General features: G+C 72.3%; 22 protein-coding genes, 1 pseudogene and 1 riboswitch. Of the genes and pseudogenes, 11 read left to right on the top strand and 12 right to left on the bottom strand.

Annotated features, from left to right (window positions below; translation table 11 throughout):
* Positions 1-24: 24 nt before the first annotated feature.
* Positions 25-699, top strand: coding sequence for an AbfB domain-containing protein (locus tag QSK32_RS23350; RefSeq protein ID WP_083449361.1), 675 nt, complete (start codon positions 25-27; stop codon positions 697-699).
* 167 nt (positions 700-866) lie between these two features.
* Here the strand turns inward: QSK32_RS23350 and QSK32_RS23345 are convergent, their stop codons facing one another.
* Both QSK32_RS23345 and QSK32_RS23340 read right to left on the bottom strand, forming a co-directional pair.
* Positions 867-1,574 (bottom strand): GAF and ANTAR domain-containing protein, encoded by a 708-nt coding sequence (locus tag QSK32_RS23345; protein WP_285473158.1) that lies wholly within the window; start codon positions 1,572-1,574, stop codon positions 867-869.
* A 172-nt stretch (positions 1,575-1,746) separates the two neighbouring features.
* A complete protein-coding gene (locus QSK32_RS23340) occupies positions 1,747-2,403 on the bottom strand; it encodes a GTP pyrophosphokinase (RefSeq protein WP_052720899.1) in 657 nt (218 codons plus the stop codon).
* A gap of 201 nt (positions 2,404-2,604) precedes the next feature.
* On the opposite strand from QSK32_RS23340, the pseudogene QSK32_RS23335 reads away from it, so the two are divergent.
* Positions 2,605-5,064: pseudogene (locus QSK32_RS23335) on the top strand (AfsR/SARP family transcriptional regulator); the annotation flags it as partial.
* A 548-nt stretch (positions 5,065-5,612) separates the two neighbouring features.
* Here the strand turns inward: QSK32_RS23335 and QSK32_RS23330 are convergent.
* The 4 genes from QSK32_RS23330 to QSK32_RS23315 form a co-directional block, all read right to left on the bottom strand.
* On the bottom strand, positions 5,613-6,734 hold the full coding sequence (locus QSK32_RS23330) for a dipeptidase (RefSeq protein ID WP_285473157.1): 1,122 nt from the start codon (positions 6,732-6,734) through the stop codon (positions 5,613-5,615).
* 226 nt (positions 6,735-6,960) lie between these two features.
* A complete protein-coding gene (locus QSK32_RS23325; protein ID WP_285473156.1) occupies positions 6,961-7,827 on the bottom strand; it encodes a metallophosphoesterase family protein in 867 nt (288 codons plus the stop codon).
* A gap of 109 nt (positions 7,828-7,936) precedes the next feature.
* Positions 7,937-9,544, bottom strand: coding sequence for a BCCT family transporter (locus QSK32_RS23320; protein WP_045745399.1), 1,608 nt, complete (start codon positions 9,542-9,544; stop codon positions 7,937-7,939).
* 63 nt (positions 9,545-9,607) lie between these two features.
* Positions 9,608-10,210, bottom strand: coding sequence for a TetR/AcrR family transcriptional regulator (locus tag QSK32_RS23315; protein ID WP_045745400.1), 603 nt, complete (start codon positions 10,208-10,210; stop codon positions 9,608-9,610).
* Positions 10,211-10,272: 62 nt separating this feature from the next.
* Between QSK32_RS23315 and yidC the strand changes: the two genes are divergently transcribed.
* The gene (gene yidC / locus QSK32_RS23310; protein ID WP_285473155.1) at positions 10,273-11,106 is read left to right on the top strand and encodes a membrane protein insertase YidC; all 834 of its coding nucleotides are present in this window, start codon (positions 10,273-10,275) and stop codon (positions 11,104-11,106) included.
* Between the two features lie 3 nt (positions 11,107-11,109).
* Here the strand turns inward: yidC and QSK32_RS23305 are convergent, their stop codons facing one another.
* Together QSK32_RS23305 and QSK32_RS23300 are read right to left on the bottom strand one after the other, a co-directional pair.
* A complete protein-coding gene (locus QSK32_RS23305) occupies positions 11,110-11,868 on the bottom strand; it encodes an endonuclease/exonuclease/phosphatase family protein (protein ID WP_285473154.1) in 759 nt (252 codons plus the stop codon).
* 445 nt (positions 11,869-12,313) lie between these two features.
* Positions 12,314-12,505: a hypothetical protein gene (locus QSK32_RS23300; protein ID WP_157411293.1), complete on the bottom strand. Its 192-nt coding sequence runs from the start codon at positions 12,503-12,505 to the stop codon at positions 12,314-12,316.
* 81 nt (positions 12,506-12,586) lie between these two features.
* On the opposite strand from QSK32_RS23300, the gene QSK32_RS23295 reads away from it, so the two are divergent.
* Entirely contained in the window at positions 12,587-13,906 is a 1,320-nt protein-coding gene (locus QSK32_RS23295; RefSeq protein WP_285473153.1) for a HupE/UreJ family protein, read from the top strand.
* Positions 13,881-14,555, top strand: a complete 675-nt coding sequence (locus QSK32_RS23290) for a type 1 glutamine amidotransferase (RefSeq protein WP_285473284.1) — start codon at positions 13,881-13,883, stop codon at positions 14,553-14,555. Before QSK32_RS23295 ends, QSK32_RS23290 begins: the two co-directional genes overlap by 26 nt.
* An 86-nt stretch (positions 14,556-14,641) precedes the next feature.
* Here QSK32_RS23290 and QSK32_RS23285 read toward each other — a convergent pair whose 3' ends face one another.
* Entirely contained in the window at positions 14,642-14,947 is a 306-nt protein-coding gene (locus QSK32_RS23285) for a GlsB/YeaQ/YmgE family stress response membrane protein (protein ID WP_285473152.1), read from the bottom strand.
* 95 nt (positions 14,948-15,042) lie between these two features.
* Positions 15,043-15,246, top strand: a riboswitch (cobalamin riboswitch).
* Between the two features lie 11 nt (positions 15,247-15,257).
* Here QSK32_RS23285 and bluB point away from each other — a divergent pair.
* Entirely contained in the window at positions 15,258-15,875 is a 618-nt protein-coding gene (gene bluB / locus QSK32_RS23280; RefSeq protein WP_045745405.1) for a 5,6-dimethylbenzimidazole synthase, read from the top strand.
* Position 15,876: 1 nt separating this feature from the next.
* Here the strand turns inward: bluB and QSK32_RS23275 are convergent, their stop codons facing one another.
* Together QSK32_RS23275 and QSK32_RS23270 are read right to left on the bottom strand one after the other, a co-directional pair.
* Positions 15,877-16,479: a YdeI/OmpD-associated family protein gene (locus QSK32_RS23275; protein WP_045745406.1), complete on the bottom strand. Its 603-nt coding sequence runs from the start codon at positions 16,477-16,479 to the stop codon at positions 15,877-15,879.
* Positions 16,480-16,876: 397 nt separating this feature from the next.
* The gene (locus QSK32_RS23270) at positions 16,877-17,593 is read right to left on the bottom strand and encodes a hypothetical protein (protein WP_045745407.1); all 717 of its coding nucleotides are present in this window, start codon (positions 17,591-17,593) and stop codon (positions 16,877-16,879) included.
* 83 nt (positions 17,594-17,676) lie between these two features.
* On the opposite strand from QSK32_RS23270, the gene QSK32_RS23265 reads away from it, so the two are divergent.
* The 4 genes from QSK32_RS23265 to QSK32_RS23250 all read left to right on the top strand — a co-directional run bounded on the left by QSK32_RS23265 (position 17,677) and on the right by QSK32_RS23250 (position 24,039).
* On the top strand, positions 17,677-18,030 hold the full coding sequence (locus tag QSK32_RS23265; RefSeq protein WP_045745408.1) for a GntR family transcriptional regulator: 354 nt from the start codon (positions 17,677-17,679) through the stop codon (positions 18,028-18,030).
* Entirely contained in the window at positions 18,027-18,959 is a 933-nt protein-coding gene (locus QSK32_RS23260; RefSeq protein ID WP_285473151.1) for a DUF1648 domain-containing protein, read from the top strand. Before QSK32_RS23265 ends, QSK32_RS23260 begins: the two co-directional genes overlap by 4 nt.
* Before the next feature lie 57 nt (positions 18,960-19,016).
* Positions 19,017-20,780 carry a hypothetical protein gene (locus tag QSK32_RS23255; protein WP_285473150.1) on the top strand — a complete coding sequence of 588 codons (1,764 nt, stop codon included), beginning with the start codon at positions 19,017-19,019 and terminating at the stop codon, positions 20,778-20,780.
* 76 nt (positions 20,781-20,856) lie between these two features.
* A complete protein-coding gene (locus QSK32_RS23250) occupies positions 20,857-24,039 on the top strand; it encodes an ADP-ribosylglycohydrolase family protein (protein ID WP_285473149.1) in 3,183 nt (1,060 codons plus the stop codon).
* A 17-nt stretch (positions 24,040-24,056) separates the two neighbouring features.
* Here the strand turns inward: QSK32_RS23250 and QSK32_RS23245 are convergent, their stop codons facing one another.
* Positions 24,057-25,040 (bottom strand): ArsR/SmtB family transcription factor, encoded by a 984-nt coding sequence (locus QSK32_RS23245; protein ID WP_045745411.1) that lies wholly within the window; start codon positions 25,038-25,040, stop codon positions 24,057-24,059.
* A 65-nt stretch (positions 25,041-25,105) separates the two neighbouring features.
* Between QSK32_RS23245 and QSK32_RS23240 the strand changes: the two genes are divergently transcribed.
* On the top strand, positions 25,106-26,287 hold the full coding sequence (locus QSK32_RS23240; protein WP_285473148.1) for an MFS transporter: 1,182 nt from the start codon (positions 25,106-25,108) through the stop codon (positions 26,285-26,287).
* The last annotated feature ends 107 nt before the right edge of the window (positions 26,288-26,394 follow it).

The following is a 26,394-nucleotide window of genomic DNA, read 5'->3' as shown; positions in this document are numbered from 1 at the left end:
GCCGGAGCAGGAGGAGCAGAGCCGATGTACCAGCCGCCCGAAGCGCCGAAACCTGGGACCGTCTACGGGCGGGGTGGGGCTGACGCCCGGCCGCCCGAGAAGGGCAAGTCGGGTGGGGTGCATCCGGGGGTGCTCGGGCTGTTCGTGGTGGCGATCCTGTTCGTGGTGGGTGCGTTCGCCTATCTGAACCTGCGGCCCGAGGCGGACGAGTCGGCCCAGGCCAGTGCGCCCGCGTCGGCTGCCGCATCGTCGGCTCCGGCGGCCGCGGCCACCACCAGCGCACCGCCGGAGAACGAGTTGACCACCGGCAAGTGGATCCTGGCATTGAAGAAGGACGCCGAGGTCCGGCTGACCGTGGACGGCGACTTCGCGGCGTTGAAGTCCGGCGACGGAACCGCGCTGACCGTGGTGAAGGGGCTCGCCGACGAGGCGTGTTTCAGCCTGCACGACGGGGACGACCGTTACCTGCGGCACTTCGACTACCGGCTGCGGTTCGACGAGAACGACGACTCGGAGTTGTTCCGGAGTGACGCCACGTTCTGCCCGGAGGCCGGTCTCACCGTCGGGAGCATCCAGTTGCGCAGCAAGAACTATCCGCAGTACATGCTGCACCAGCGGGACTCCGAGGTGTACATCGACAAGTCCGACGGGACCGACGAGTTCATCGAGCAGAGCGGCTTCGTCGTCAAGAAGCCGTGAACGACGCGGATGCCCGGGGCCGACTGCTTGACCACGGACATCCGCTGAACCGGCACGGCCCGGCACGGGGCCGTCGCCTTCCCTGACAGGGATACACCGCCGGGCCGCTCCGGGCCCGCGACGACGGGTTCGCTGTGCGGTTGCGGAACAGGGCGTTCGCCTCCCGGTCAGACCGTCCGGCGGGCGAACCCAGCGACGATCGTGGCCGCCACGTCGCGGAGTTTGCGGTTGCTGTCCTGCGAGACCTTCGTGAGGTGCGCGAACGCCTCGTCCGGGGTGCACCGGCGCTGCGCGATGATCACGCCTTTGGCCTGTTCGATCACGGCCCGGCTGCCCATCGCCTCGCGGAGCTGGGCGGCCAGGGCGACGGCGTCGAAGAACACGCGGGCGTTGTCGAGGGCGACCGAGGCGTACCCGGCGTAGGCCTGTGCCGTCTCGGTGGCGCCGGCGCTGAAGGCAGCCGCGGGACGGGCGTAGATGTTGAGCGAGCCGCCGCGGGTGCCGGCAGTGGTCAGACCGACCGAGAGCACGCTGCCCATGCCGGCCGCCGCCGCGTGCGACGACCAGTGTCCCCAGCGGGTGTCGGTGGCGGTGTCCGGCACCGACACGGTCGAGCGGTCCGCGGCCGCGTCCAGGCACGGGCCGGTCCGGGCGTGGTATTGCCGCTCGTCGAGCCGGGACGCCACGTCACCGGTGGCGGCGGCAGTGAACGGCCCCCGCTCGCCGAGCAGGGTTATCGACACCTCGCCGGCGCCCGGAACGAACTGGACGGCCAGGGCGGCGACCCGGCCGACGAAGTCGTCCCTGCTGGTCTCGCTGAACCTGATGTGCCCGAGCGCGGAGAGTGCATCGGACGGACCGGGGACATGCGTCATGACTGTCAGGCAATCCTTGCAGCGGAGGCGGGGAGGAAACCATGCCCGGAATCGGTGGGATCCCGAACTCGCGCCGCTGCTTGACGCTGATCGGCCCGGTGCGGCCTGCGCCCACTTTACCCGCCGTGAGGCGCCGCCAACCCACCCGGTGAATCCTCATCGGAGTCCATGGTCAGCGCGGGCCGTGGATCTCCTGGTGGAGGCGTTCCATCCGCTGGTCGAGGCGGGCGGCGTCGGTCGCCGCCTCGACGAGTTCGGCGCGCAGGGACGCCGGGACCTCGGAGTCGTGCTTGTAGTAGATCTTGTGTTCGAGGGTGGCCCAGAAGTCCATCGCCACCGTGCGCAGCTGGACCTCGACCGGGACGGTCACCACCCGGTCGGACATGAACACCGGGATCTCCACGATCAGGTGCAGGCTGCGGTACCCGTTGGCCTTCGGCTTGGCGATGTAGTCCTTGGTCATGAGCAGCTTGATGTCCGGCTGCCGGGTCAGCATGTCGGCGACCGTGTAGACGTCCGAGACGAAACTGCACACGATCCGGACACCGGCGATGTCCCGGATCGTCACCCGCAGGTCGTCGAAGGTCAGCTCGCAGCCGACCCGGCGGGCCTTGGCGGCGATGCTGGTGACCGTCTTGAGCCGGGTGGTGACGTGCTCGATCGGGTTGTCCCGGCCACGGAGAGTGAGTTCCTCGGCCAGGATGGTGATCTTCGTACTGACTTCGGCGAGCCCGAACTTGTACACCATCAGGAACCGGTTGAGATCCTCCATCAACGGGTGGACCAGGTCCTGACCCGCCTGCAGAGGGACGAGAGGCCCGTCCGTCATCGTCTCCAGCGTCTTCCTCGATCGCACAACCCAGCTTCGCTCGCGCGACCGGGACCGTCATACTCCGGCCGCGGTCACTCGACATACCGTAGTCGCGGTATGCCACCCGCCGACCGGCGGCCCACAAGCCGACCGAACCGGAGAAATCTGCACGAAGAGCCGAGATAGACGCCCGCGACTCTCCCCTTAGTCTGGGGGAGCGTGACCGTGCTCAGCGAAGGGGGTGTCGTGCACTTCCGGCTACTGGGTCCGGTCGAGGCCGCCGAGGCGGGGCGGCCGCTCGCCCTGGGCGCGTCGAAGCAGCGTCACCTGCTCGCGGCCCTGCTGATCAGCGACGGGCAGCCGGTGACGTTCGAGGCGCTCGGCGACCGGCTCTGGGGTGACGATCTCCCGGCCGACACCCGGGGCGCACTGTACGGCTACGTCGCCCGCCTCCGCCGGGTGCTCAAGCACAGCACCGGCGTCGCCCTGGAACGCTGGTCCGGCGGCTACACGCTGCACGTCCCGGCGGGGTCGGTCGACCTGTTCCGGTTCCGGCGGCTGGCCGGGTCGGCACGCGACGCGACGGCCGGCGACCGGTTCGCCCGGCTGGACGAGGCACTCGGGCTGTGGCAGGGCGACGCGCTCGCCGGGCTGCCCGGGTCGTGGGCCGAACGGGCGCGGGAGAGCCTGTCCCGGGAGCGCCTCGAGGCGCTGACCGCGTGGGCGTCGGCGGCCGCGGACACCGGCCGGCACGGCGTGGCGGCCGACCGGCTCGCCGCCGAGCTGGCCCGGGACCCGCTGCGTGAGGCGGTGGTCGCGGCGATGATGCGGGTGCTGCACGCGGCCGGGCGCACCACCGAGGCGCTGGAGCTGTTCGCCCGGTCGCGGGCCCGGATCCTGGACCGGTTCGGTGCCGAGCCGGGCCGTCTGCTGCAGGAGGCACACACGGCGCTGCTGCGGGCACCCGCCGCCCCCGAAACGGTCAAAGAACCCGACCGGCCGTTCGTCATGCCGCCCGACCTGGTCGACTACACCGGTTACGACAGCCGGATCGCGGACACCCGCGCCGAGTTGCTGGCCGGTGGGGTGCCGCCGGTCGTGGTGGTCTCCGGCCCCGGCGGGGCGGGCAAGACCGCGTTCGCGGTGCACGCCGCGCACGCGGTCCGCGAGCACTTCCCGGACGGCATGATCTTCCTGAACGTGGGCGGCGCCGACCCGCTCGAGCCGTCCGAGGCGCTCAGCCGGGTGCTGCGGATGCTCGGGATCACCGACGCGGACGCCCAGGGCAACCTCGACCTGCGGGAACGCGTCGAACGCTACCGTGCGGCGCTGGCCGGCCGACGGCTGCTCGTGATCCTCGACGACGTGGTGCAGGCCGCCCAGGCGCAGCCGTTCCTGCCCACCGAGTCCGGTTCGGCGCTGCTGGTGACCAGCCGGTTCCGGCTGCCCACGGTGTCCGCGACGGCCCGGGTGGAGCTGGGCGTGATGACCGTCGCCGAGGCGACCGCGCTGCTCACCCGGGTGATCGGGGCCGGCCGGGCGGACGCCGACCCGGCACAGACGCGACGGCTGATCGCCCTGTGCGCGCGGCTGCCACTGGCCGTACGGGTCGCCGGGGCCCGGCTGGTGGCCCGGCCGCACTGGACCGTCGCCCAGCTCGCCGACCGGCTCGACGACGAACAGCGTCGCCTCGACGAACTGGCCGTCGACGAGCTGGAGGTCCGCGCCGGGCTGGCCGTCGGCTACCGCGGCCTGACGCCCCGGGCACAGCTGGCGTTCCGGGCGCTGGGCAGCCTGGACCCGCCGACGGTGACCGCGCTGACCGTGGCGGCGCTGCTGGGGACCGGGCTGTCCGAGGCCGCCGACCTGATCGAGGAGATCACCGACGCGCGGCTGCTGGACGTGGTGGACGCCGACGGGCACCTCACCCAGTACCGGATGCACGACCTGGTCCGGCTCTACGCGAGCGAGCTGGCGCGGGCCGACCCGGACACCATGCGGGCGACCGTCACCGCGGCGGTGTCCGCCCTGCTGCGCGTGGTGGAACACCTCGCCGAACAGCTGCCGGTGGCCCTCCCCCGGCTCTACCACCCGGCGGACCTGCCGGAGCCGCCCGCCGACTGGGCCGCCACGGTGGCCCGGATCGACCCGGGACGCTGGCTGACCCGGGAGGAACCGGCGCTGATCGCCGCGGTGGAACGCGCCGCCGCCCTCGACCTGGCCGCGCCGGCCTGCGGGCTGGCCGACGCGCTGGTGTTCGCGTCGTTCGCCGAGTTCAACAACTTCGACGGCTGGGAACGGACCCACACGGCCGCGGCGGCGACCGCCCGGCTGTCCGGGGACCGGCTCGCCGAGGCGGCGATGGAGTGCGGCATCGGCCAGCTGCGCTACGCCCAGGACCGGTTCGCCGACTCCCGGCGGCACTTCTCCGCCGCGGCCGGGCTCTTCGAGGCGGCCGGCCACGACCGGGGGCAGGCCGTCGCGCTCAACGGTCTCGGCACGGTCGGCCGCGAACTGGGCCAGCACCTCGTCGCGCTGCCGCAGATCAACCAGGCCCGGGAGGTGCTGGAGCGTCTCGGGGACGACGCCGGGGTGGCGCACGCCGACTACAGCCTCGGGTTCGCGCACCGTGAGCTGGGCGACGACGAGGCCGCCGTGCGCCACCTGACCGCGGCGCTCGACCGGTACCGCCGGCTCGGTCACCGGCGCGGCGAGCTGATCTCGATCCGCGGCGTCGGTCTGGTGCACCGGGCCCGCGGCGAGCTGGACGCGGCCGAACAGCACTGCGCGCAGGCGCACGGCATCGCCGTCGACGTCGGTGACCGGCACCTGGTGGCGTTCACCACCCAGGCCCTGGCCAAGATCTGGGTCCGGCGGGGTGACCCGCAGCGGGCCGCCGAACCGCTGGCCGCCGCGCTCGCCACGATGACCGCGCTGCGGGACGGGCACGGGACGGCGCTCGTCACCCGTACCATCGGGGAGATGCACCTGGCCGCGGGCCGGTTCACCGAGGCCGCCGACCAGCTGACCTCCGCCGCGCAGCAGTGGCGCACCCTGGGCATGGAGCTCGGTTACGCGCGCGCCCTGCGGGACCTCGCCGCCACCCGCTGCGCGGACGGCGACCACCCCGGCTCCCACGATCTCTGGGCGCGTGCGTTGCGCATCTTCCAGAGCTTGGGGGTACGCGAGAAGGACGAGCTGGACGCCTGGCGGGCCCGGTTCGGCTGTCACTGTCCGCCGGGGCACGTCACGTCGTCGGTGTCCCGCAACACCCTCACGATGTTGCCGCCGGCCAGCGCCGCCAACTCGTCGTCCGACCAGTTCCGGGCGGCCAGCTCGGCGAACAGGCGCGGATAGCCGGACACGTCGCCGAGCCCGGCCGGCATCTCGTCGCAGCCGTCGAAGTCGCCGCCGAGCCCGACGTGCCGCACCCCGGCCACCTGCCGCACGTGGTCGACGTGGTCGGCGACCTGCGACACGGTCACCGCCGGCTGCGGTCCGATCCGGCGCCGCACCGCGGCGACGGCGTCCCCGCTGCGGGTCACCTCCGCCTCGACCGCCTTCTGCCACTCCCACCGGTCAGCCGAGACGAACGCCGGCACGAACGTCACCATGCAGACACCGTTGTTGCCGGCAAGGCGGGTCAGTACCGCGTCCGGCACGTTACGCGGATGACCGCACACCGCCCGCGCCGACGAATGACTGAAGATCACCGGGGCGGTGGTGGTGTCCAGGGCCGCGTTCATGGTCGCCTCGGACACGTGCGACAGGTCGACGAGCATCCCGATCCGGTTCATCTCGGTGACCACCTGCCGGCCGAAATGGTTCAGCCCGCCGAGCCGCGGGACGTCGGTGGCGCTGTCCGCCCACGAGACGTTCTGGTTGTGGGTCAGGGTCAGATAGCGGACGCCGAGCTGCCGCAGCATCCGCAGCACGGCGAGCGAGTCGCAGATGCTGTGCCCGCCCTCGGCGCCGATCAGCCCGGCGATCCGCCCCGACCGGAACGCCTTCTCCAGCCCGTCCGCGGTGGTGGTCAGCGCCAGCCGGTCCGCGTGCCGGCGGGTCATCACGTGCACCAGGTCGATCTGCTGGAGAGTCTGCACCACCGCCGCCGCCGGGCTCAGCGACCCGGGCACGAACACCGACCAGAACTGCGCGCCGACCAGGCCGGCCGCCAGCCGGGGCAGGTCGGTACGGGTGTCGGGCTGCCCGCGGTCCAGCGTGAACCGTTCCAGGTCCTGCTCGGAGACGGCGGTGCCGGCGAGTTCCCGCAGCGCGTACGGCAGATCGTTGTGCCCGTCGACCAGCGGCACGGTCGACAGCAGCCGGGTGATGCGCTCGTCGTTCACCTGTCCCCCACGGTCGCCCTCTGCCGGCCGTGCGGGGTCACCCCCCGTGTGTGACCCCGCGTCTCCCGTCGGCCGGGCACCGATGTGCCCCGGGGCGATGAGATCACCCTGGCAGACCGGTCTGCCGACGATCTGGCAGATTTCTGGCAGCCTTCTGGCGCGTCCCCCGCCTCGGCGTCGTCCCCACCCCGGCGTCGTCCCGGCACCGGCGGGCGGCCGCGACCGGTCAGCGCCCGGCCAGGACGGGTGGCTCGACGTCCTCACCGGCCAGCACGTCGCGCAGCAGCGGGGGCGCCTCGCCGAACCGGGCCCGCCACTCCCGCGGGTAGCCCAGCGAGACCTCCTCGAAGCGCACCCCGTCGTGTTGTGTCGTGCGGCGGATGTGCAGATGGCCGTAGACCGCGACCTTCGCCCGGAAGCGGGTGTGCCAGTCGGCGGTACGGTCGGTGCCGCACCACTGGGCGAACTCCGGGAAGCGCAGGATGTCGGTCGGGTGCCGGTGCAGCGGCCAGTGCGTGACCAGCACCGTCGGCAGGGCCGGGTCGATCGCGGACAGGCGGCGTTCGGTCTCGGCCAGGCGCGCGTCGCACCAGGCCTCCCGGGACGGGTACGGGTCCGGGTGCAGCAGCATCTCGTCGGTGCACACGATGCCGGTGCGTTCCGCGTACGCCAGCGACTCCGCCTTGGTGGTGGTGCCCGGGGCCCGCCAGGTGTAGTCGTAAAGCACGAACAGCGGCGCCACCACGACCGGGCCGCCGGTGCCCGTCCACACCGGGAACGGGTCCTCCGGGGTGACCACGCCGAGGGACCGGCACGCCGCGACCAGCTGCTGGTAACGCCGGTCGCCGCGGGCGGTCACCGGGTCCTTCGGGTGGGTCCACAGTTCATGGTTGCCGGGCGCCCAGATCACTTTCGCGAACCGGCCGGCCAGGTGCCGCAGGGTCGCCACCACCTCGTCGAACACCTCGCCGACGTCGCCGGCCACGATCAGCCAGTCGTCGTCGGAGGTGGGTGCCAGGCGGTCGGCCAGCTGGAGGTTCTCCTTGTACGCCACGTGCAGGTCGCTCACCGCGAGGAGCTTTCCGGCCGTCATGAGGAGCAGGCTACCGGGATCTGACGGCAACGCGACGCCAGGCGTACCCCTGGAGAACGACCACGGCCGTCACCCGCGGCAGCGAGAACGCGGGCGACGGCAGGCCGTGTCAGGCGGACCGCGAGGTCACCGAAGGTTCCGCGGGTTCCGCAGGTTCCGCTGCTGAGGCGGGCGCGGGCGGGCGGGCCTCGAGACGACCGCCGGGGTCCTGGGACAGTTCGCGGAGCAGGGCGACGATCAGCGCCAGCATGACCACCACGAACGGCAGCGCCACCAGGATGGTGGCCTGTTGCAGGGCTTCCAGGCCGCCGGCGACCAGCAGCACCGCGGCGACCGCCCCGATGGTCAGGCCCCAGACGATCACGAGGGGGCGGCGCGGGTCGAGGTCGCCGCGCGAGGACAGCGTGCCCAGTACCAGGGACGCCGAGTCGGCGCCGGTGATGAAGTAGAGCGCGATCAGGATGATCGCCGCGATGCTGGTGACGTTCGCCGCGGGCAGCGCGTCCAGGAGGCCGAACAGGGCGCCCTCGGCGCCGTCCGCGAGCTGCGCGGTGAGGTCGGCGGTGCCGCTGAGCTGCATGTCCAGGGCGCTGCCGCCGAGCACGGCGAACCAGATCACGCTGACGCCGCTGGGCACCAGCATGACGCCGACGACGAACTCGCGGATGGTGCGGCCGCGGGAGATCCGGGCGATGAAGGTGCCGACGAACGGCGCCCAGGAGATCCACCACGCCCAGTAGAAGATCGTCCATCCGGCCAGCCAGTCCGGGTCGGCGACGGCCGCGGTGAGCGCGGACATCTCGACCAGGTTGCTCAGGTAGCTGCCGATCGAGGAGGGCAGCACGTTGAGGATGGCGCCGGTCGGCCCGGCCAGGAAGACGAAGAGCACCAGGGCGGCGGCGAGCACGACGTTCGCGCTGGACAGCCATTTGACGCCGCGGCTGATGCCGGAGACCGCGGACAGCACGAACGCCACGGTCAGCACCGCGATGATGGCGATGTCCAGGCCTTCGGACTGCGGGATGCCGGTGACGATGCCCAGGCCGGCGGCGATCTGCAGGGCGCCCAGGCCGAGGCTGGTGGCCGAGCCGAACACGGTGGCGAAGACGGCGATCAGGTCGATGGCCCGGCCGGCCGCGCCGTCGGCGTGTTTGCCGAGCAGCGGGTGGAACGCGGCCGAGAGGCTGTTGCCGCGGCCTTTGCGGTAGGTGGCGTAGGCCATCGCCAGGCCGACGACGGCGTAGATCGCCCACGGGTGCAGCGTCCAGTGGAAGAGCGTGAACTGCATCGCCGAGGAGGCCGCCGCGGTGGTGCCGGGTGCGGCGTCGGCTCCCGGTGGTGGCGTGCCGAGGTGCTGCAGCGGTTCGGCGACGGCGTAGAAGATCAGGCCGATGCCCATGCCCGCGCCGAACATCATCGCGATCCAGGCGGGCGTGCTGAACTCGGGACGGTCGTCGTCGCGGCCGAGCCGGATCCGGCCGTACCGGGAGGCGGCCAGGACCAGCGCCGCGACCAGGAAGGCGTCCGCGGCGACCACGAACAGCCAGCCGAAGTCGGTGATGGTCCAGGCCAGGCCGGCGCTTGCGGCGTCACCGAGCGACCCGGGGCTGAGGATCCCCCACAGGACGACGGCAACGATGCCGGCCAATGCCACGGACACGATGACAGGATCCACGGAGGGCTTCCTGTCGGTGATCGGTGGTTGATTTCCGCTCATGGATTTCGGAGCGTAGTCACCCCACCAGGCATTACTTTTCAGCAGTTATACAGATAGTGATCATCAACACGACTCCTGGGCGCAACCCAACCCGGCCAGGGCGAGGTCGGCGAGCGTCGCGCAGTCGTCGTCGCCGGGCGGTCCGCCGTGGGTCTGCTCCCACATGAAGACGCCCGAGTAGGCCAGGAAGACGGCCAGGCGGCCGCGGGACGCATCCTCGATCTCGCCTCTCGCGGCCGCGTGGTCCGCCGCCCGGTGAAAAGGCGCGAGGGTACGCGTGACCGCGCTCGCCATCAGATCCCCGAGTTCGGTGGCGCTCGCCTTGGCGGCCGCGGCGATCGCCCGCCCCTCGGGGCGGGCCGAGCTGTCCCGGATGCGGCACAGCAGCACCAGCAGGTCACCGCGCAGGGTGCCGGTCGCCGGGTCCCGGTCGTGCTCGGCCAGCAGCGGCTCGACCACGGCCTCGAGCAGGGCGGCCTTCGACGGCCAGCGGCGGTAGATGGTGGTCCGGTTGACGGCGGCGGCCCGGGCCACCCCGTCGATGGTGATCGCGGCGAAGCCGACCCGGGTCATCTCGGCGAGGACCGCCGCGCGGACCCGTTCCACCACCTGAACGCTGCGCGCCCCGTGCCGGACGCCGGTGGTGCGCCGTGTCAGCTCCGTCATGGGAGTCACTATGGCATCATCGTGTTGCCTTTTTCGTCTCCATCCCTCTGACGGGAGCCCTCGTGAGTCTCGACTGGATCTACTCCGCAATCTCGTGGATCCTGCTGACCTGGCATGGCATCTGGGACGCCCTCGGCGTCCCCGACGACGCCGTCCTCGGCACCAACTGGACCTGGGTCCTCGCGATCGTCTTCCTGGTCGTCACCCTGCGCGCCATCCTCTTCCCCGTCTTCGTCAAGCAGATCAAGAGCCAGCGGGCCATGCAGGCGCTGCAGCCCAAGGTCAAAGAGGTACAGGAGAAGCACAAGGACGACAAGGAGGCGATGCAGAAGGCGATGATGGAGCTCTACCAGACCGAGAAGGTCAACCCGCTCATGGGTTGCCTGCCGATGTTCGTCCAGATCCCGGTCTTCCTCGGCCTGTTCCACGTGCTCAACCGCCTGCGCCCGGACAACCTGGGCACCGAGAGGTACGGCTGGAGCGCCGAGCAGTTCTACGACGCCACCCACGCCGGCCTGTTCACCGCCCCGCTCGCCGGCAAGTTCGGCTCCTCCGCCGCCGAGCTCGAGGCCCTGGGCGCGTCCGGCGGCGCGGTCAAGGTGATCGCCGCGATCCTCGTCCTGGTGATGATGCTGACGACGTACCTGACCAGCCGCCAGATGATCCTGAAGACCGGCTGGGCCGAGGACCCGCAGCAGAAGATGATCCAGCGCATGATGCTGTACGGCATCCCGGCCACGCTGCTGTTCTCGGGCGCGCTGTTCCCGCTCGGTGTGGTCATCTACTGGGTCACCAACAACCTGATCACCCTCGGACAGCAGCAGTGGGTGCTGCGCAAGTTCCCGCCGGCGAACCTCGCCACCGGCGCGACCCCGCCGGCCCCGATCGTCCCCTGACCCTCACGGCCGGTGTCGAGCTGGAGGGCGGAGCGCGGCGATATCCGGATGCCGTCCGGGTGTGCGCCGCGGGACCTCCACCTCGACCCGGATCGGGCGGTGATCACTGCCCACCCCGCGCATCGCCCCGGACCTCCGGATCCGCAGGCCCGGACTCCGCAGGATGTGATCGATCTGGGCCAGCGGCCGGTGCGCGGGCCAGGTCCGCCCCCGGGCCGCCTGACGGTACGGGCGGGCCAGCAGAATCGTCGGCCAGAACATGTTGAAATCCCCCGCGATGACCGTCGGGCGGTAGTCTCCGGCCAGCCCGCGCCGCAGCCGGAGCAACTGCGCCGGGCCGTACGGCAGCCGGTGGGTGAGGTGCACGTTCACCACCTGCAGGCCGGCCACCTCGACGACCTGCGCCGACCGGTCACCGATGACGTCACCGGGGGCGGCACCCAGCCCGATCGGGGTGCGGACCGTGATCGGATGCCGGCTCAGCACGGCGATCCCCCACGCGCCGATCTCGTCCGGCGCCCGCGGGGCCACCGCCAGGCCCGGCAGGTCCACGTCGCCGGTCATCGGCAGTTCGGCGTACCCGGGGTAGCCGCAGTCGCCGGCCGCCGCCCGGGCCAGACTCACCCCGCCACGCGGGCGCCAGTTCTCCTGCACCAGGACGACGTCCGTGTCCAGAGCGGCGATCGCCTCCTCGACCGGGTAGGCGTACCCGTACCGGTCCAGCCCGCAGTGCAGGTTGATGCTGGCCAGGGTGAGCGGCACGGCAGCGGTACCCCCATCCCCGGCACGTCGCCGGCGGGCCGGATCGTCCCTGCTCCCATCGGACGATTCCGGCCCCTGCTGAGAGCACCCCGGCCCGGGCAGCACGAACGCCCGGTCCCGGCGCGGATCCTCCTCCGCGCCGGAACCGGGCTGCACCGGCGGCGACCGCTGACCGCGGCCTCGAGGACCCACCCCCGGCTCCTCGCCGCCACCGACGACTGCTCCCCCTGACCTCCTGCTCCCCCGCCCGCGGCCTCCCCGCAAGCGCCGCCTACTCCCCGTCCGCGCCGCCCACTCCCCCGTCCGCGTTGCGACAACCATGATCAGCTTTGGCTGAGGGCGATCCCGGTGCCCGCCGGTTGCCGTTCGGGAGCAGGGCACCAGGAGACAGTGCCGCCCACCACCGCCTGACCACGGTCGGCGGGCGGCACTGCCCGGGTGGCGCTCAGTGACAGGCGACGGCGCTCACCGACGAGCGCCAGCTGTGGCAGAGCAGCATGTGCAGAGCGCTGCCCTGCGTCGCCGAGGCCGGTCCGGCCGTGGTCACCACGACACCGCCGGTGGCCATCAGGGCCGTGGCGGCCAGGGTGGCGGCTCGGCGCCTCCAGATCCGTGACGGTCGATCTTGCATGGTCATCCCCGCTCCTCCTACTGTCTACAATGGATGTCCGGAGCTTCGCACGATCGACAGCCCCGGGGAAGGCGCACGGGGGTGCTCATGAGAACGAACCGGCCATGGCGTGGGATCGCGGTGCTTCTCGCGGCGGCGTACACGATGGGGATCCTGATCGCCGGGGAGCCGGCGGCGGCGCACCCGCTCAGCGCCACCGCGATCCTGCTCGATGTCGCCCCGGACCGGGTGACCGGAAGTGTGCAGTTGCCGGTCGACCGGCTGGCGGCCGCGCTCGGCCGGTCGCTCACCGCGGCCTCGGTCACACAGCCCGCGGAACTCGGCGATCTACGCGGATATCTGCGGGAGCACAGCGCGGCGGCGGGCACCGACGGCACGCCCTGGCAGCTGGAGATCAGCGGCGGCCGGGTGGAACGGGTCGACGACGTCGACCACCTGATCTGTGACCTGGTGCTGACACCGCCCGGCGGTGCGGTCGGCGACTTCACCCTCACCTGGACGGCGATCCTGCACCGGCTGGCCGTGCATCAGGTCTTCGTCGGGCTGCGGCCGGCCGACGATGGCGAGCACGCGGTGGCCGGCACGCTGACCTGGCAGCGGCAGACGCTGACCGTCCCGGCGGCCGGCGTGGTCGCGCCGCAGACCGGGTTCCTCGCGGCGATGCGGCTCGGCATCGAACACATCGCCGAGGGCGCCGACCACCTGCTCTTCCTCATCATGCTGCTGCTGCCCGCACCGCTGCTGGCCCGCACCGGCCGGTGGGTGCGCGCCGGCGATCCGCGGCGGAGCTGGCTGCGGGTGGTGCATGTGGTCACGGCGTTCGCCGCCGGCCACTCGATCACGCTGGCGCTGGCTTCCCTGGGCTACGTGTCGCTGCCGGTCCGGCTGGTGGAGAGCGTGATCGCGCTGTCCGTGCTGGTCTCCGGGGTGCACGCGATCCGGCCCCTGGTCCGCGGCGGCGAGGCGTGGATCGCCGCCGGATTCGGGCTGATGCACGGGCTGGCGTTCGCCGCGCTGGTCGCCGACCTCGGGCTCGGCCGGGAGTCGCTGGTGACGGATCTGCTCGGCTTCAACCTGGGCATCGAACTGACCCAGCTGATCGTGGTCGCCCTGCTGATGCCGTCGTTCCTGGCTCTGGACCGCACCCGGCTCTACCCGGGGTTCCGGATCGTGGTCGCCGGGACCGGGATCGTGCTGGCCGCGGCCTGGTTCGCCGAACGGACCACGATGATCGGCGGCAATCCGCTGGAACCGGTCACCGACCACCTGGTCGAGCACCCGTTCCTGACCGCCGCGGCGATCGCCCTGGTGGCGGTGGTGGCGCGGTCGGTGCCCTCGTGGAACCGGGACGCCGCCGGGCATACTGACGGCCGTGTCGATCATGATCGTGCAGAACTCGCCGGGTAGCGGTCCCGGACGTCTCCTGGACTGGCTCGGCGACCGGGAACCGCGGGTCGTCCACGGACCGGACGTGCCCACCGGGCCCGGCGGCCATCAGGCGGTGGTGCTGCTCGGCGGCGGGTTCCTGCCGGACGACGACGGGCGCGCGCCGTGGCTGCCGGCCGAACGGGACCTGGTCCGGGCCTGCGTCGACGCCGGCGTGCCGCTGCTCGGGATCTGTCTCGGCGCGCAACTGCTTGCCGTCTCGACAGGCGGTGCGGTCACCGCGGATCACGGCGAGCCGGAGCGCGGGTCGTGCGAGATCACGCTGCGGCCGGAGGCGGCCGGTGACCCGCTGTTCGCCGGGCTCGGACCGGCCGTACCGGTGATCCAGAACCACCGGGACCAGGTGACCGCGCTGCCACCGGGGGCGGTGCTGCTCGCGTCGAGTGCGGCCTGCCCGGTTCAGGCGTTCCGGGTCGGCGAGCTTGCCTGGGGACTCCAGTTCCACCCCGAGGTCGGCGCGGACCGGCTGTCCACCTGGGACGAGGCGGCCCTGTCCGCGGACGGGCTCGACCTGGGCGCGCTGCGGGCCGCAGCCGAGCGCGCCGAGGCCGCGGCGACCGCTGCCGCGTACAAAATGGTCAGGGCCTTCGCGGACCTGGCCGGACGCTGACCTCGGACCGGTCGCCGGCCGGGGCCGCGGTCGCCGGTAGTCAGCCGGAGTCGCGGTCGCCGGTAGTCAGCCGCGGTCGCCGGCCGTCAGTCGGAGTCGCGGTCGGTGGTGAAGGTCTTGGCCAGCACGGCGGCGATCGCCACGCCGACGACGGCGATGCCCACCTGCACGCCGACCACGGCCCAGTCGAAGGTCCGGCCGGTCACCGTGAACAGGTTGTCGCTGTGCAGCTCCCAGCGGTCGGCGACCCACGTGCCGGCCACCGCGGCGCCCATGCCGATCAGCACGGTCGGGATGATGCCGATGCTCTGTCGCCCGGGCAGCACGATCCGGGCGACGACTCCGATGATCGCCCCGAACACGATCGCCGTCAGGTAGTCCTGCAGGTCCACAACGTCCTCCCCGGTATGTCGAACTCCGCCCATGCCCATAGTGACCATCGGGTCAAACGCCGCGCCTTGCGCCGACCGATAGGGTGATCGGTGGCACTAACTGTCAGCGAGGTGCCCCGGCGGCCGCTCGCCGCCGGGGAGAATCGGGAAGCCGGTGTGAGTCCGGCACGGAGCCCGCCGCGGTGACCGGGGAGCTGCCGCCCACGCGCTCCGGCGCAGCCACTGGCCACCATGGCTGGGAAGGCGGGCGGTGAGGTGACGATCCGGAAGTCCGAAGACCGGCCTCGCGTGGGATCCAGCGGGAGCTGCTTTGTCTGATCTGTATGGTGTCATCCATTCCCGGCGGGACGTTCGGGCCGAGTTCACCGGTGGGGACATCGCTCCGGGCGTACTCGAGAAGGTCCTGAACGCAGCCCACGCCGCACCCAGCGTGGGCATGTCGCAGCCCTGGGATTTCATCCTGATCCGTGATCGCGCCCTTCGGGAGACCTTCCATGCTCATGTACGCGACGAGCGCGCCGTCTTCGCAGCAGGGCTGACCGGCGCGGAGGCCGAACGGTTCGCCCGCATCAAGATCGACGGCGTGCTGGAGTCGACGCTGTCGGTGGTGGTCACCTACGACCCGTCGCGCGGCGGTCCCGCGGTGCTGGGCCGGCATGCGATCGCCGACGCCGGGCTCTACTCGGTCTGCCTGGCGATCCAGAACCTGTGGCTGGCGGCGACCGCGGAGGACCTCGGCGTCGGGTGGGTCTCGTTCTACCGGGAACCGTTCGTCGCCGATCTGCTGAACATCCCGCCGGGGATCCGCCCGGTGGCGTGGCTGTGCCTGGGACCGGTCTCCCACCTGCAGGAGGTCCCCGACCTGGAACGCCACGGCTGGCGGTCCCGCGCACCCCTGGTGGACGCCCTGCACCACGACCGCTGGTAACTCACGGCGCCGGCGGCCGGGCCTTCTGCGGGTGGTGCGCCTCGTGGCGGGCCAGCATCGCGACGAACTCGGCGATCTTCCGGGTACGCGTCTCGGGACGTTTGACCGAGCCGAGGCGGTGGATCAGCGCGTAACGGTTCGTCTTGGTGAGCACGTCGAACATGGCCTGCGCGGCCGGCTCGGCGGCGATGGCGGCCAGCAGGTCGGCGGGCACCTCCGCCTCCGAGGAGGGGGCGTAGGCGGCCGCCCACCGGCCGTCCGCCTTCGCCGCCTCCACCGCGGCCCGGCCGGCGGGCTGCATCAGGCCCGCCTCCTCCAGCCGGGCGACGTGTTCCACGTTGCGCCGCGACCAGATGCTGCGGGCCCGGCGCGGGGTGTACCGGATCCAGGACATCGCCTCGTCGCCCTTGCGGGCCTGGCCGTCGATCCACCCGAAGCACAGGCCCTCGTCGACGGCCTGCTGCCAGGTGAGCGCGGTGACCGTGCCGCCCTTGCGGGTCAGCGCAAGCCAGACCCCCTCGGACGTGCTGTGGTTCCCGGTCAGCCACGCCCGCAGTGCGCCGGCGTCCGCGACGATCAGCTCGTCCAGTTCCGCTTTCCCCATGTAGGCAGGCTAGACACCATTGAGGTCAGGTTCTGTCCGGATCCGGACGTGGTGGCGCTGCGGGTGTTCCCGACACGTTTCGTGATCAGCGTCCGCGTGGTGACTCGGGGCTCTGTGCACGGCCGCAATCACCACGCCCCGCCGCGACCGTGGTGACTTCGGGCGCCCAGCGCGCCATAAATCACCACACCCCACGACCAGCGTGGCGACTTGTGGCGCCCAGCGCGGCTGAAATCACCACGGTCCAACACCAGCGTGGTGACTTCGGGCGCCCAGCGCGCCTGAAGTCACCACGCGGGCGGGCTTCGGCGCCCTGAGCACGAAACGTGTCCGGCCGGCCGCGGCGGCACTCTCGCCCGTGCACACCGGCTTGGGCGGCCGGCCCGGGAGGGACGGGTCAGGAGCCGAGCACGTAGATCTGGTCGGCGGGCGGGGCGACGATGTCGCTGAACGTCGCCCCGAAGTCGCTGAACACCACGGCGTCGCCGTCCTTGCCGGTGATCTGCAGCGGGAGCGGCTCGCCGGTGGTGGCGATCCACAGCACGGTGCCGGTGTCGCCGGCGTCCTTCAGGCCGATCGCCGGCTTGCCGTCGATCTCCTTCTGCTCGCCCTTGGTGAGGGTGCCGTCCGGGGCGAGGAACTCGTCGACGGTGCCGATCGTGAAGATCTGCGCGAAGGCCTCGCCGCCCGCGCCGCCGGCCGAGATCCACCGGCCGTTGATCGACTGGGCCATCAGCTTGCCCTGCTCGGCGCCGGCCGCCATGGCCAGGAACTCCTCGTTGGGGCGCAGGAACTTGCCCTCGCCGGCGGCGATCAGCTCCACCTTGACCTTGTCGAAGGACATGACGGCGCTGAAGTCGGCGCCGCTGACCTTGAGGTCGACGTCGGTGTCCTGGCCCTGCAGGTTGGTGCGGCCCTTGGCCTGGAACGACTTGGCGGATGCGAGCGCCGCCTTGGCCTTGGCCAGGATCGCGTCGGCCTCGAGCGCCGCCACACCGTTGTCGGTGGCCGCGGCCGCCGGGGAGGAGGCGGCCGGGGAGGGGGAAGCGGTGGAGCCCGACTGGCAGCCGGTGAGGGCCAGGGTCAGAGCGGTCACGGCGGCGGTGGTGCGCATGCGAAGCACGGTGTCTCGTCCATCCCCTAGTTGATCTATGTCCGGGACTCTACCGTTGCGACTTGTTCTAGTAGAATGCAAACATGTTGTTCCGGGTGGACGTGGCCGCGACCGAGCCGCTGGCCGACCAGATCGCCGCGCAGGTGCGCGGCGCCCTGATGCGGGGAGAGCTGTCACCGGGCGAGCGGCTGCCGGCCGCCCGCGAGCTGGCCGACCTGCTCGACGTCAATCTGCACACCGTGCTGCGTGCCTACGGGCGGTTGCGCGACGAGGAGCTGATCGAGCTACGCCGGGGTCGCGGGGCGGTGATCCGCGGAGATGCGGACGCGGCCCGGCTGCGCCTGGTCGAGCTGGCCCGGCACTTCGTCCGCGAGGCGCACCGACAGGGATTGGGGGAGGACGAAATGGTGGCGATCATGAGAGAGGCGTGGACATGAGGCGACGGTGGGCGGCGACAGCCCTGGCCGGGACACCGGCCGTGATCATCCCGATCACCTGGTGGTTCTGGGCCGGCGACCTGCCGGACCCGATCGCGACACACTGGAACGCGACCGGCGCCGCGGACCGGTTCAGTGCGACACCCCGGTTCGCCGCGCTGCTGGTGGCGATCACCGTCGCCGCCGTGATCACCGCGATCGTGATGGTGGCGCGCACACCCCGCGGGCAGCGGCACGGCTACGCCACCGGGGTCACGCTGGCCACCGCCGGGGCGGTCACCGGCAGCACCGCCGGCATGTGGGTCGCCACCGCGACCGCGGCCGTGGCGAACCCGGCCGACACCCGGCTGGGCTGGCGCATCCTGTTCTTCCTCGGCGGCCTGGCCTGGGGACTCGTGCCCCGCTGGGCGGCCGGCCCGGCCACCCCGTCGGCCGCGGAGATCCCGTCCGGGGTGGACCCGCTCGACCTCGGGCCGAGCGAGCGGGCCGCCTATGCGACGAGTCTGCGGGCGCCCCTGCTCACCGGGCTGCCGGCGGCGGGCGGGGCGGTGGCTCTGCTGCTCGCTCTGACCGGGCAGCGCCCGATGTGGTTGCTCGTCGCGGTGGTGGCCGTCGTGCTGGTCCTCTTCGGTCGGCTCCGGCTGACCGTGGACCGACGTGGGTTGCGCCTGGTCGCGGGACTTCTCGGCGTACCCCTGAAGGTCGTCGCTCTTTCGAAGATCGCCGCGGTCGAGGTCATGGAGATCAACCCGGCGGCATGGGGCGGCTGGGGTTACCGGATCCTCCCGGGTAGTTCGGCCATGGTCCTGCGCCGCGGCCCCGGCCTGGTCCTGCACCTGCACGGCGGTCGCCGGTTCGCGGTCACCGTGGACCGTCCGGAGATCCCCGCCGCCCTGCTCAGTGCCCTGGTGCAGCGCGTCGGAGCGTGACCCCGGCGGGCCGAAAGCCGACAGCCCCGGCAGCGATCCACTCCTACCATGCGAGTCATGGTCGTCGCCTCGGCGGTACTCACGGGCGCGGGTGTCTCCCGGGGACACCCCGCCGGGCTGCCGTTGGGCGACGAGTTCCACGCGGCGATGCTGACCGGATGCGCCGAGGCCGCCGCGGCGCTCACCGGCGAGCCGATGGCCGACGAACCGGACATCGACGGGCGGCGCAATGTCCTGGGCTGCATCGAGGACTGCGTGGAACACGGCACGGTCGCCGGGGTCCTCGACCTGATGCGGGTTCGCCTGCCGTCCGAGGAGCACCTCCTCTGCGCGTTGCTCGCCGCACGCGGCGTTCTGCAGATCACGCTCAACTTCGACAACGGCATCGAGCTCGGGTACGCGCTGCTCACCGGACAGACCCCGCTGCCCCCGGACGCGCCGGAGCCGTACCACCGGGCGCTCGCCGCATGGCGGGCGGAGATGCCGCCCTCGCCTCCACTACGGGTGGTGTCGGCGCCCGGCAGGCTGGACCTCGACCATCGGCCGTTGCTGGTGAAGCTACGCGGCTCGGTGGACGCGGACGCCGACGCGATGGTGGTGCCGTTACGGCCCACGATGGAGGACCTCGAAGGTGTCCTCCTCGACACGGACCGGCGGCGGGCGCTGTGCGCGGCAGTGGACAGCGGTCACCTGCTGGTGGTCGGGCACTCGGGCCGGGACCTGGACGTCTTCGAGACACTGGTGCCCCTGCTGCGGCCGGGCCGCTTCGACTGGGTGGCCGCCGCACTGACCGACCGGGTCGCCGCCCGGCTCGCCGCGGTCGATCCGTCCCAGCCCCGCCCCGGCCGGGCGGTCGACGTGCTGCGCGCCCAACTCGGTGCGCTGCCGGCCTGGCCCGCCCGCCCACTGGGCGATCCCGACTTCGGAACACGTTTCGCAGCCTGGTGGCGGCAGGTGCCCCCGGTGGCGGCGGCCGAGGCGTACGGCTGGCTGCTCTCCGACGCCGGACGGCACACCGAGGCGGCGACGGTACTCCGGGCGGTCTCCCGGCAACCGGGCCTGTCACCGGCGGCGACGGCCCGGATCCGGGTACGGCTCGCCGACGCCCTGGCCCGCAGCGGCGCCCCGGCGGACACGGCCGAGGCACTGCGCCTCTGGTCGGGCGCCGCCACCGGCCGCGGGGCGCGGACGGCACTCCGCGCGTACGCCATGATCCGCCGCACCGAAGCACGCACCGCGACCGGCCACCCGCCCCTGCTGGCCCTGCCCGCGGCGGCAGCCGCCCTGCTCCTCGCGCAGCCCACCCGCGCCCGCCGCCGGGCAACCGTCCGTGTGCTGATCGGTATCGGTCGCATCGCTCTCACCCACGCCGAAACCCGCCGATCACTGACGGCCGCCGCCGTCGCCCGGGCAGCCCTGGCGAGCGCCGTCCGGGGCGCCCGGCGGGCCGGCACCGCCCACCGCCAGTCCGACCTGGAGCTGCTGCGGCTGCGCACCCGCATCGTGCGCGCCCTGCTGCGCGGCACTCCTTCACCACCGGTGCTCGGGGATCTCGACACGGTGAATCGCGCCTATCTCCATCGGGGCAATCGGGCCGGCCAAGCCGAGATCCACATCGCCCGTGCTCTGTTCGCCCTGGCCGAGCATGATGTCGCCGCTTTCCGGGCCGCGGTAGACGCCATTGGCGATGCGGCATTTCTTGGAGTGCATCCCCACGCGGCCCCGGAGCTGATCCGTCTCCGCCGATGGGCCGACCATCAGGGACTGACAACACCCGCCGATTCCACGGTTGCCCGACCGCCCGCCACCGGCCAGGCTTGAGCCCATGCGCATACCGTGGTTACGGCGATGGCGACGCAAGCCAGTCCTGCCCTCCCCCGTCACGCACGCCGAACCGATGGTCAATCGCAGACTCGAACTCGATGTGCTCCGCGGACACCTGGCCGCGACGATGGCGAGCGGTCATGGACATGCTGTTGTTCTGCTCGGCGATTCGGGGGTCGGCAAGACCAGGCTCGCGGCCGAACTCGCGGCCGAAGCACGACAACGCGATCTGGTGGTCATCACCACCCGCGGCATGGGTTCCGGCGCCGAGCCGTTACTACCGGTCAAGGACGCATTGCGTGACTATCTTGGCGGAACGCCGGCCAAGGTACGCCGGACCCTACTCAATGCGGCGCCGCGGCTGCTCGACGCGATTCCGTTCGTCGGCGCGTTCCTCGGCAAGATCGGCGAGAGTATCGTCGACGGTCGGCAGTTGTACGGCGCCAGCCTCGACGGTATCTACGAAGAGTTGTCCCGTCTTTTGCTCGGTATCGCCGAGAGGCACGGCCTGTGCCTGGTCGTCGAGGATCTCCACGACGTCGACGGAGACACCCTCCACTTCGTCAACTACCTGCTCGGCAAGATCCGGCAGCGCCGGATCTTGGTCCTACTGACGGTGCAGAACGAGGGGCTGCGCGACGCGCCCGACGTTCGCCGGTTACTCGCCCGTTGGAGCACAGAGGGGTACGCGGCGGTGACGGTCACCCCTCTGGAACGCGCGCACGTCGGCGAGTACGCCCGGTCGGTGCTACAGCTCGGCACCGACCCTGACGACGATCTGGTCGACCGGGTCTTCCGGCTCACCGGCGGCAATCCGTTCTACCTCAAGGAGACCTTGCGCATTCTCGCCGATCCCGGCCATGACACAAGCTCGGATGAGGGCGAGCTGCGATTGCCGGCTCGCTTGGAAACCGTGGTCCGGGAGCGACTCGCCCGCGCCGACGAGGAGACCCGTCTGCTGCTCGACGCCATCGCCGTGATCGCTGACGGCACCCAGGGGATAGAGCCCGCACGGTGGGTGATGGACGAGTCGGAGGCGGTGGCCGTACGCGCGTTGGGCCGAGCCTGCCGGCTCGGCATCCTGACCGAGGGCCGAGGCGGAGAGGTCGCGTTCGCTCATGACATCCTCCGCAACGCGGTGTATGGCGAGCTCGGCACCACAGCCCGGCGGTATCTACACGGTCGCGCGGCGGAATGGTTCGACACCCACGGTAGACCGGCAAGCGCGGCGGGTCATTTCGAGTCCGCTGGTCGCGTGCCCGATATGATCCGGACGTCTCTGCAGGCGGCGACACACGCGGAACAGCAGGGCCTCTACCACTCCGCGCTGTTCTTCTACCAGAAAGCGCGACCACACATGGCCATCGAGGACATCGGCCCACGCCTGGGCCACGCGCTCATCACCCTCGGGGACTGGACCGGCGCCGAAGAGGTGATCCGGCGGCTTCCGGCCGGCGACGCCGGTACTGCTCTGCTGCGGTCGGAGCTGGCGTTCGTCCGCGGCGACTTCGAGGGTGCCCGGGACGCGGCACGGGCTGCTCTGGAGGACCCGGGCGTGGACCGGGTGCGTGCCCTGCACCGGGTCGCCGACATCGAGCTCTACCTGGGGGACTTCGCCGAAGCCCGGCGCCGGGCGGAGCAGGCGCGTGAGGCCGCGGCCGGTGCCGCCGTCCCGATCGCGCTGCTGTGCGCACTGCTGGGTGCGGCCGCCTACTTCAGCGACGACCTGGACGGTGCCGAGGCGACCTACCGTGAGGGCCTCGAGCTGCTCGCCGCGCTGCCCGACGATGAGCGGGACGTGCTGGTCGAGATGGTCCTCAAGGGCAACCTCGCCAACGTGGCGCTGACCCGGGGGGACGTGACCGGTGCCGCCGCACTGCACGCGGAGGTGCTGAAGAAACGGCGTGAGGTCGCCGACGCCCGGGGAGCGCTGCACAGCATGCACGGCCTGGCGCTGTGCCGGTTGCGGGCCGGTGACCTGCCCGCCGCCCGGGAACTGCTGGAGCAGACCGATCAACTCGCCGCCGGTCTGGGCGAGACCCTCGAACGGGCCAAGGTGGCGCAGACCCGCGGATTGATCGCCTTGGAGGAAGGCGACAACGAACGGGCCTACGAGCTGATCCGGGGAGCACTCGGTTCCTTCGAGACCTCCCGGTGCCTCTACGACATCACCCATGCGCAGGTGGCCCTCAGCCGGGCCGCGGCCGCGACGGGCCGGGAACGGGAAGCCGTCGAGCTGGCGGCGGCGGCCCGGGCCACCACGGCGACGCGCGGGTTCGATCTGCTGCGGCGTCTCCACCCGGAGGTCGTGTTCTCGGTCGCCGACCGGGTCGCGGGTGCCCTCACCGCCTACGCGTGCGGGGACGCGCTCGGCCTGCCGTACGAGACGTATCCTCCGGAGGGGCCGTCCGGGGCGACCGCCGAGCAGATCGAGACGGTGCACGCCCGGGACGGCTGGGACCTGGGCTCCACCTCGGACGACACCGCCCTGACCCTGCTCGTCGCGCGCCACCTCGTCGACACCGGCGGGGAGGGTTCCGCGGAGGCCTTCCTTGACCTGCTCGGTGAGCACGCACCGGACATCCGCGGTCTCGGCCCGTCGACCACCGAGGCGGTCCGGCTGTTCGCGGAGACCGGCAGGATCGGGCAGGACCGCGCCGGGAACACCAACGGCGCGGCGATGCGGGCGTTCCCGGCCGGGTGGGCCGTCGGCATCGGCGACCGGGAACGCCGGCAACGGCTGGTCATCGAGTTGAGCCGCCCGACGCACCGGGCGCCGGACGCGGTCGTCGCGGCGTGCGTTCTCGCCGAGTGCGCCGCGTGGGCTGTCGAAGGCGCGTCCCGCGCTCTCCTGCTCGAGGTCGCCGCCGAGGCCGCCGCGCAGGCGACCGTGACCTTGGCGGCCACGCCGTCGGTCATGACGGCGATCAACGAGGTGACCACGGGTGTCTGGGCTGTTCCCGATCACGGGCCGAGCATGGAACCCGGCGAAACCGTCGGGGCCGTGCTGCACAGCGTGCACACCGCACCGTCGCTGCGGGCCGGACTGCTCACCGCGATCGGCCTGGGCGGCGATGCGGACACCGTCGCCGCGATGACCGGCGGGCTGCTCGGCGCGGGCTTCTCCCGCGAGGAGGTTCTCAGCCGGTTGCCGTACGCGAACCGGTTGCGCCTGCCGAGCGCCGAGGAGACCCGTCGGCTCGCGGACCGGCTGGTAGCGCTGCGGAACGCGCGTCTCGGCTCCTGGAATCCGTAACGGAGCGGAGACCGGGGTCAGAGTGTGACCGTGCCGGTCAACGCGTCGCCCAGATCGGAGCGCCGGTAGAGCACGGATCGCCCGGACCGGGCGCGTTCGACGAGGCGGGAGCCGAGCAGCACCGCCAGGTGGTCGCCGACCGCGCCGACCGACATGCCGAGCGCCTGGGCGAGTTGGCTGGTGCTGGCCGGTTCGCTGAGGGTGGCCAGCACCAGCGCCCGGGACCGTCCGAGCAGGGCGGCGAGATGGTCCGGGGCGTCCGGGCTGCCGTGTTCGAGCAGGGTGCCGACGCCGCGGGCCGGGTAGACGATCGCTTTCGGCCAGGGTTCGTCGGCGAACACCCCGACGCCGGGCCAGGTGAAGACGGACGGCACCAGCAGCAGACCGGATCCGCCGAGCGCGATCGTGGTGCGGCCGTCGCCGGGCAGGTCGATGCCGCCGTCGCGCCAGCGCACGCCGGGGTGCAGGCCGGCCAGGGCGGCGGCCCAGCCGGACGAGCCGAGCAGCCCCGACCGGTACACCACGTCGCGTTCGCACAGGTGACGCAGCCGCGGCCAGTCGTCGGCGAGGAGTTCCGTCCAGGCGGCGGCGAACAGGGCGGCGATCCGGTCGAGGACGTCCGGGGCGCGCAGTGTCTCCCGGTCCGTGTCGCTCGCGTCGGGGCGCCGCAGCAGGTAGTACTCGATCTCCGCGCGGACCACGTCCGGTGGTGAGGTGCGCAGGGCGGCCAGGTCGTCCTCGATGGTCTGGCCGAACCGGGTGGGCGGTGGCACCAGGAAGGTCGCGCCGGAGCGGGGCAGGTTCAGGGTGAGGACGGCCCGCATGACCGGGTCGGCGTGCAGCGGCGCGAACCGGGGGCGCAGCCGGGCCAGCCAGGTCTCCGGCACTCCGCGCCGCCCCGGGCCGGCGAGCGCCCGGATCAGGTGTTCCAACTCGAGCACCGGCGAGAAGGCGAACCGGGTGTGCAGCAGGTCTTCGGTGCCGACCTCGAACCGGGTCACGACCTGACCTTACGTCCGTGGACGAAACAGTCGGCCGCCGGCGGGACCTGCCCCATGCTCGGTCCATGCTCGTCACCTACCGTGAGGTCTTTGCGGAGCGGTCCTTCCGCACCCTGTTCGCGGCTCAGTCCCTCGCGGTCGGCGCCATCTCGCTGCAGATCTTCGCGCTCTCCGTCCTGGTCTACACCACCACCGGATCACCGCTGCTCAGCGCGGTCGCGTTCGGTGCCGGGTTCCTGCCGCAGTTCGCCGGCGGCCTGCTGCTCGGCGCACTCACCGACCGGCTGCCTCCGCGGCCGCTGATCGTCGCCGGATACAGCGTGGAGGTGCTGCTCACCGCCGTGCTGGCGCTCGCCGACCTGCCCGTCGGCGTCAGCCTCGCCCTGGTCGCGCTGGTCGCCTGCGGCACCCCGGTGTTCGCCGGCGCGGCCGCCCGGGTGATCGCCGACCGGTTGACCGGTGACGCGTACGTGCTGGGCCGCTCGGTGTCCACCATGTCGTCGTCCGCCGCACAGCTGCTCGGCCTGGCCGGGGGCGGGGTCGCCGTGGCCGCGATCGGCCCGCGATCCGCGCTGCTGGTGGCGTCCGGCTGTCATCTGCTCGCCGCGGTCACGGTCCGGTTCGGTCTGCCGGCCATCGCCCCCGCGGTGGTCCGGGCCGGTCGCGGCGGCGCCGTCCGGGACAGTCTTTCCGGGGTACGCGCACTGCTCGGCGACCGTGTCCTGCGGCGGCTGCTACTCGCCCAGTGGCTGCCGCTGTGTTTCGTGGTCGGGGCGGAGGCGCTGCTCGTCGCGTACGCCGCATCCCGTGGCTTCTCCCCGGGTGCGGGTGCCGTCCTGATGGGTGCGCCCGCCGCCGGCATGCTGCTCGGCAACTTCGCCGTCGGCCGGTTCCTGCGCCCCGACCAGCGGGAACGTCACACCGGCACACTCCTGCTGCTGCTCGGCACGCCGCTGGTGGTGCTGGCCGTGGCGCCCCCGCTGCCGGTGGTAGCCGTCCTGCTCGTGGTCTCCGGGATCGGCCTCGCCTTCACCCTGGGGTTGCAGCGCCGCTTCCTCGAGGCGGCACCGGAGGACCGCCGCGGTCAGGTGTTCGCCCTGCTCTCCACCGGGGTGATGGTCTTCCAGGGGCTCGGGCCGCTGGCCCTGGGCGCCCTGGCCGAGGTGACCACCCCGGCCACCGCCATCGCCGCCGCCGGGCTGGCCGTCCTGCTGGTCGTCGCCGTGCTGCGGCTGCGGCGGGTGTGACGGCCGCCCCGCCGTCCATGGGGACGTGGGGGCCGCCGCGCCCCGGATGACGGTGGCCGGCCGGGACGACACCCGGCAGGCACGGGCAGCGCTGATCACCCACGACC

It is taken from the genome of Actinoplanes sp. NBRC 101535, assembly GCF_030269225.1.
Lineage (GTDB): Bacteria > Actinomycetota > Actinomycetes > Mycobacteriales > Micromonosporaceae > Actinoplanes > Actinoplanes rectilineatus.
Note: the sequence above shows the minus strand (reverse complement) of the source record. Positions and strands in the feature narration are given on the sequence as shown.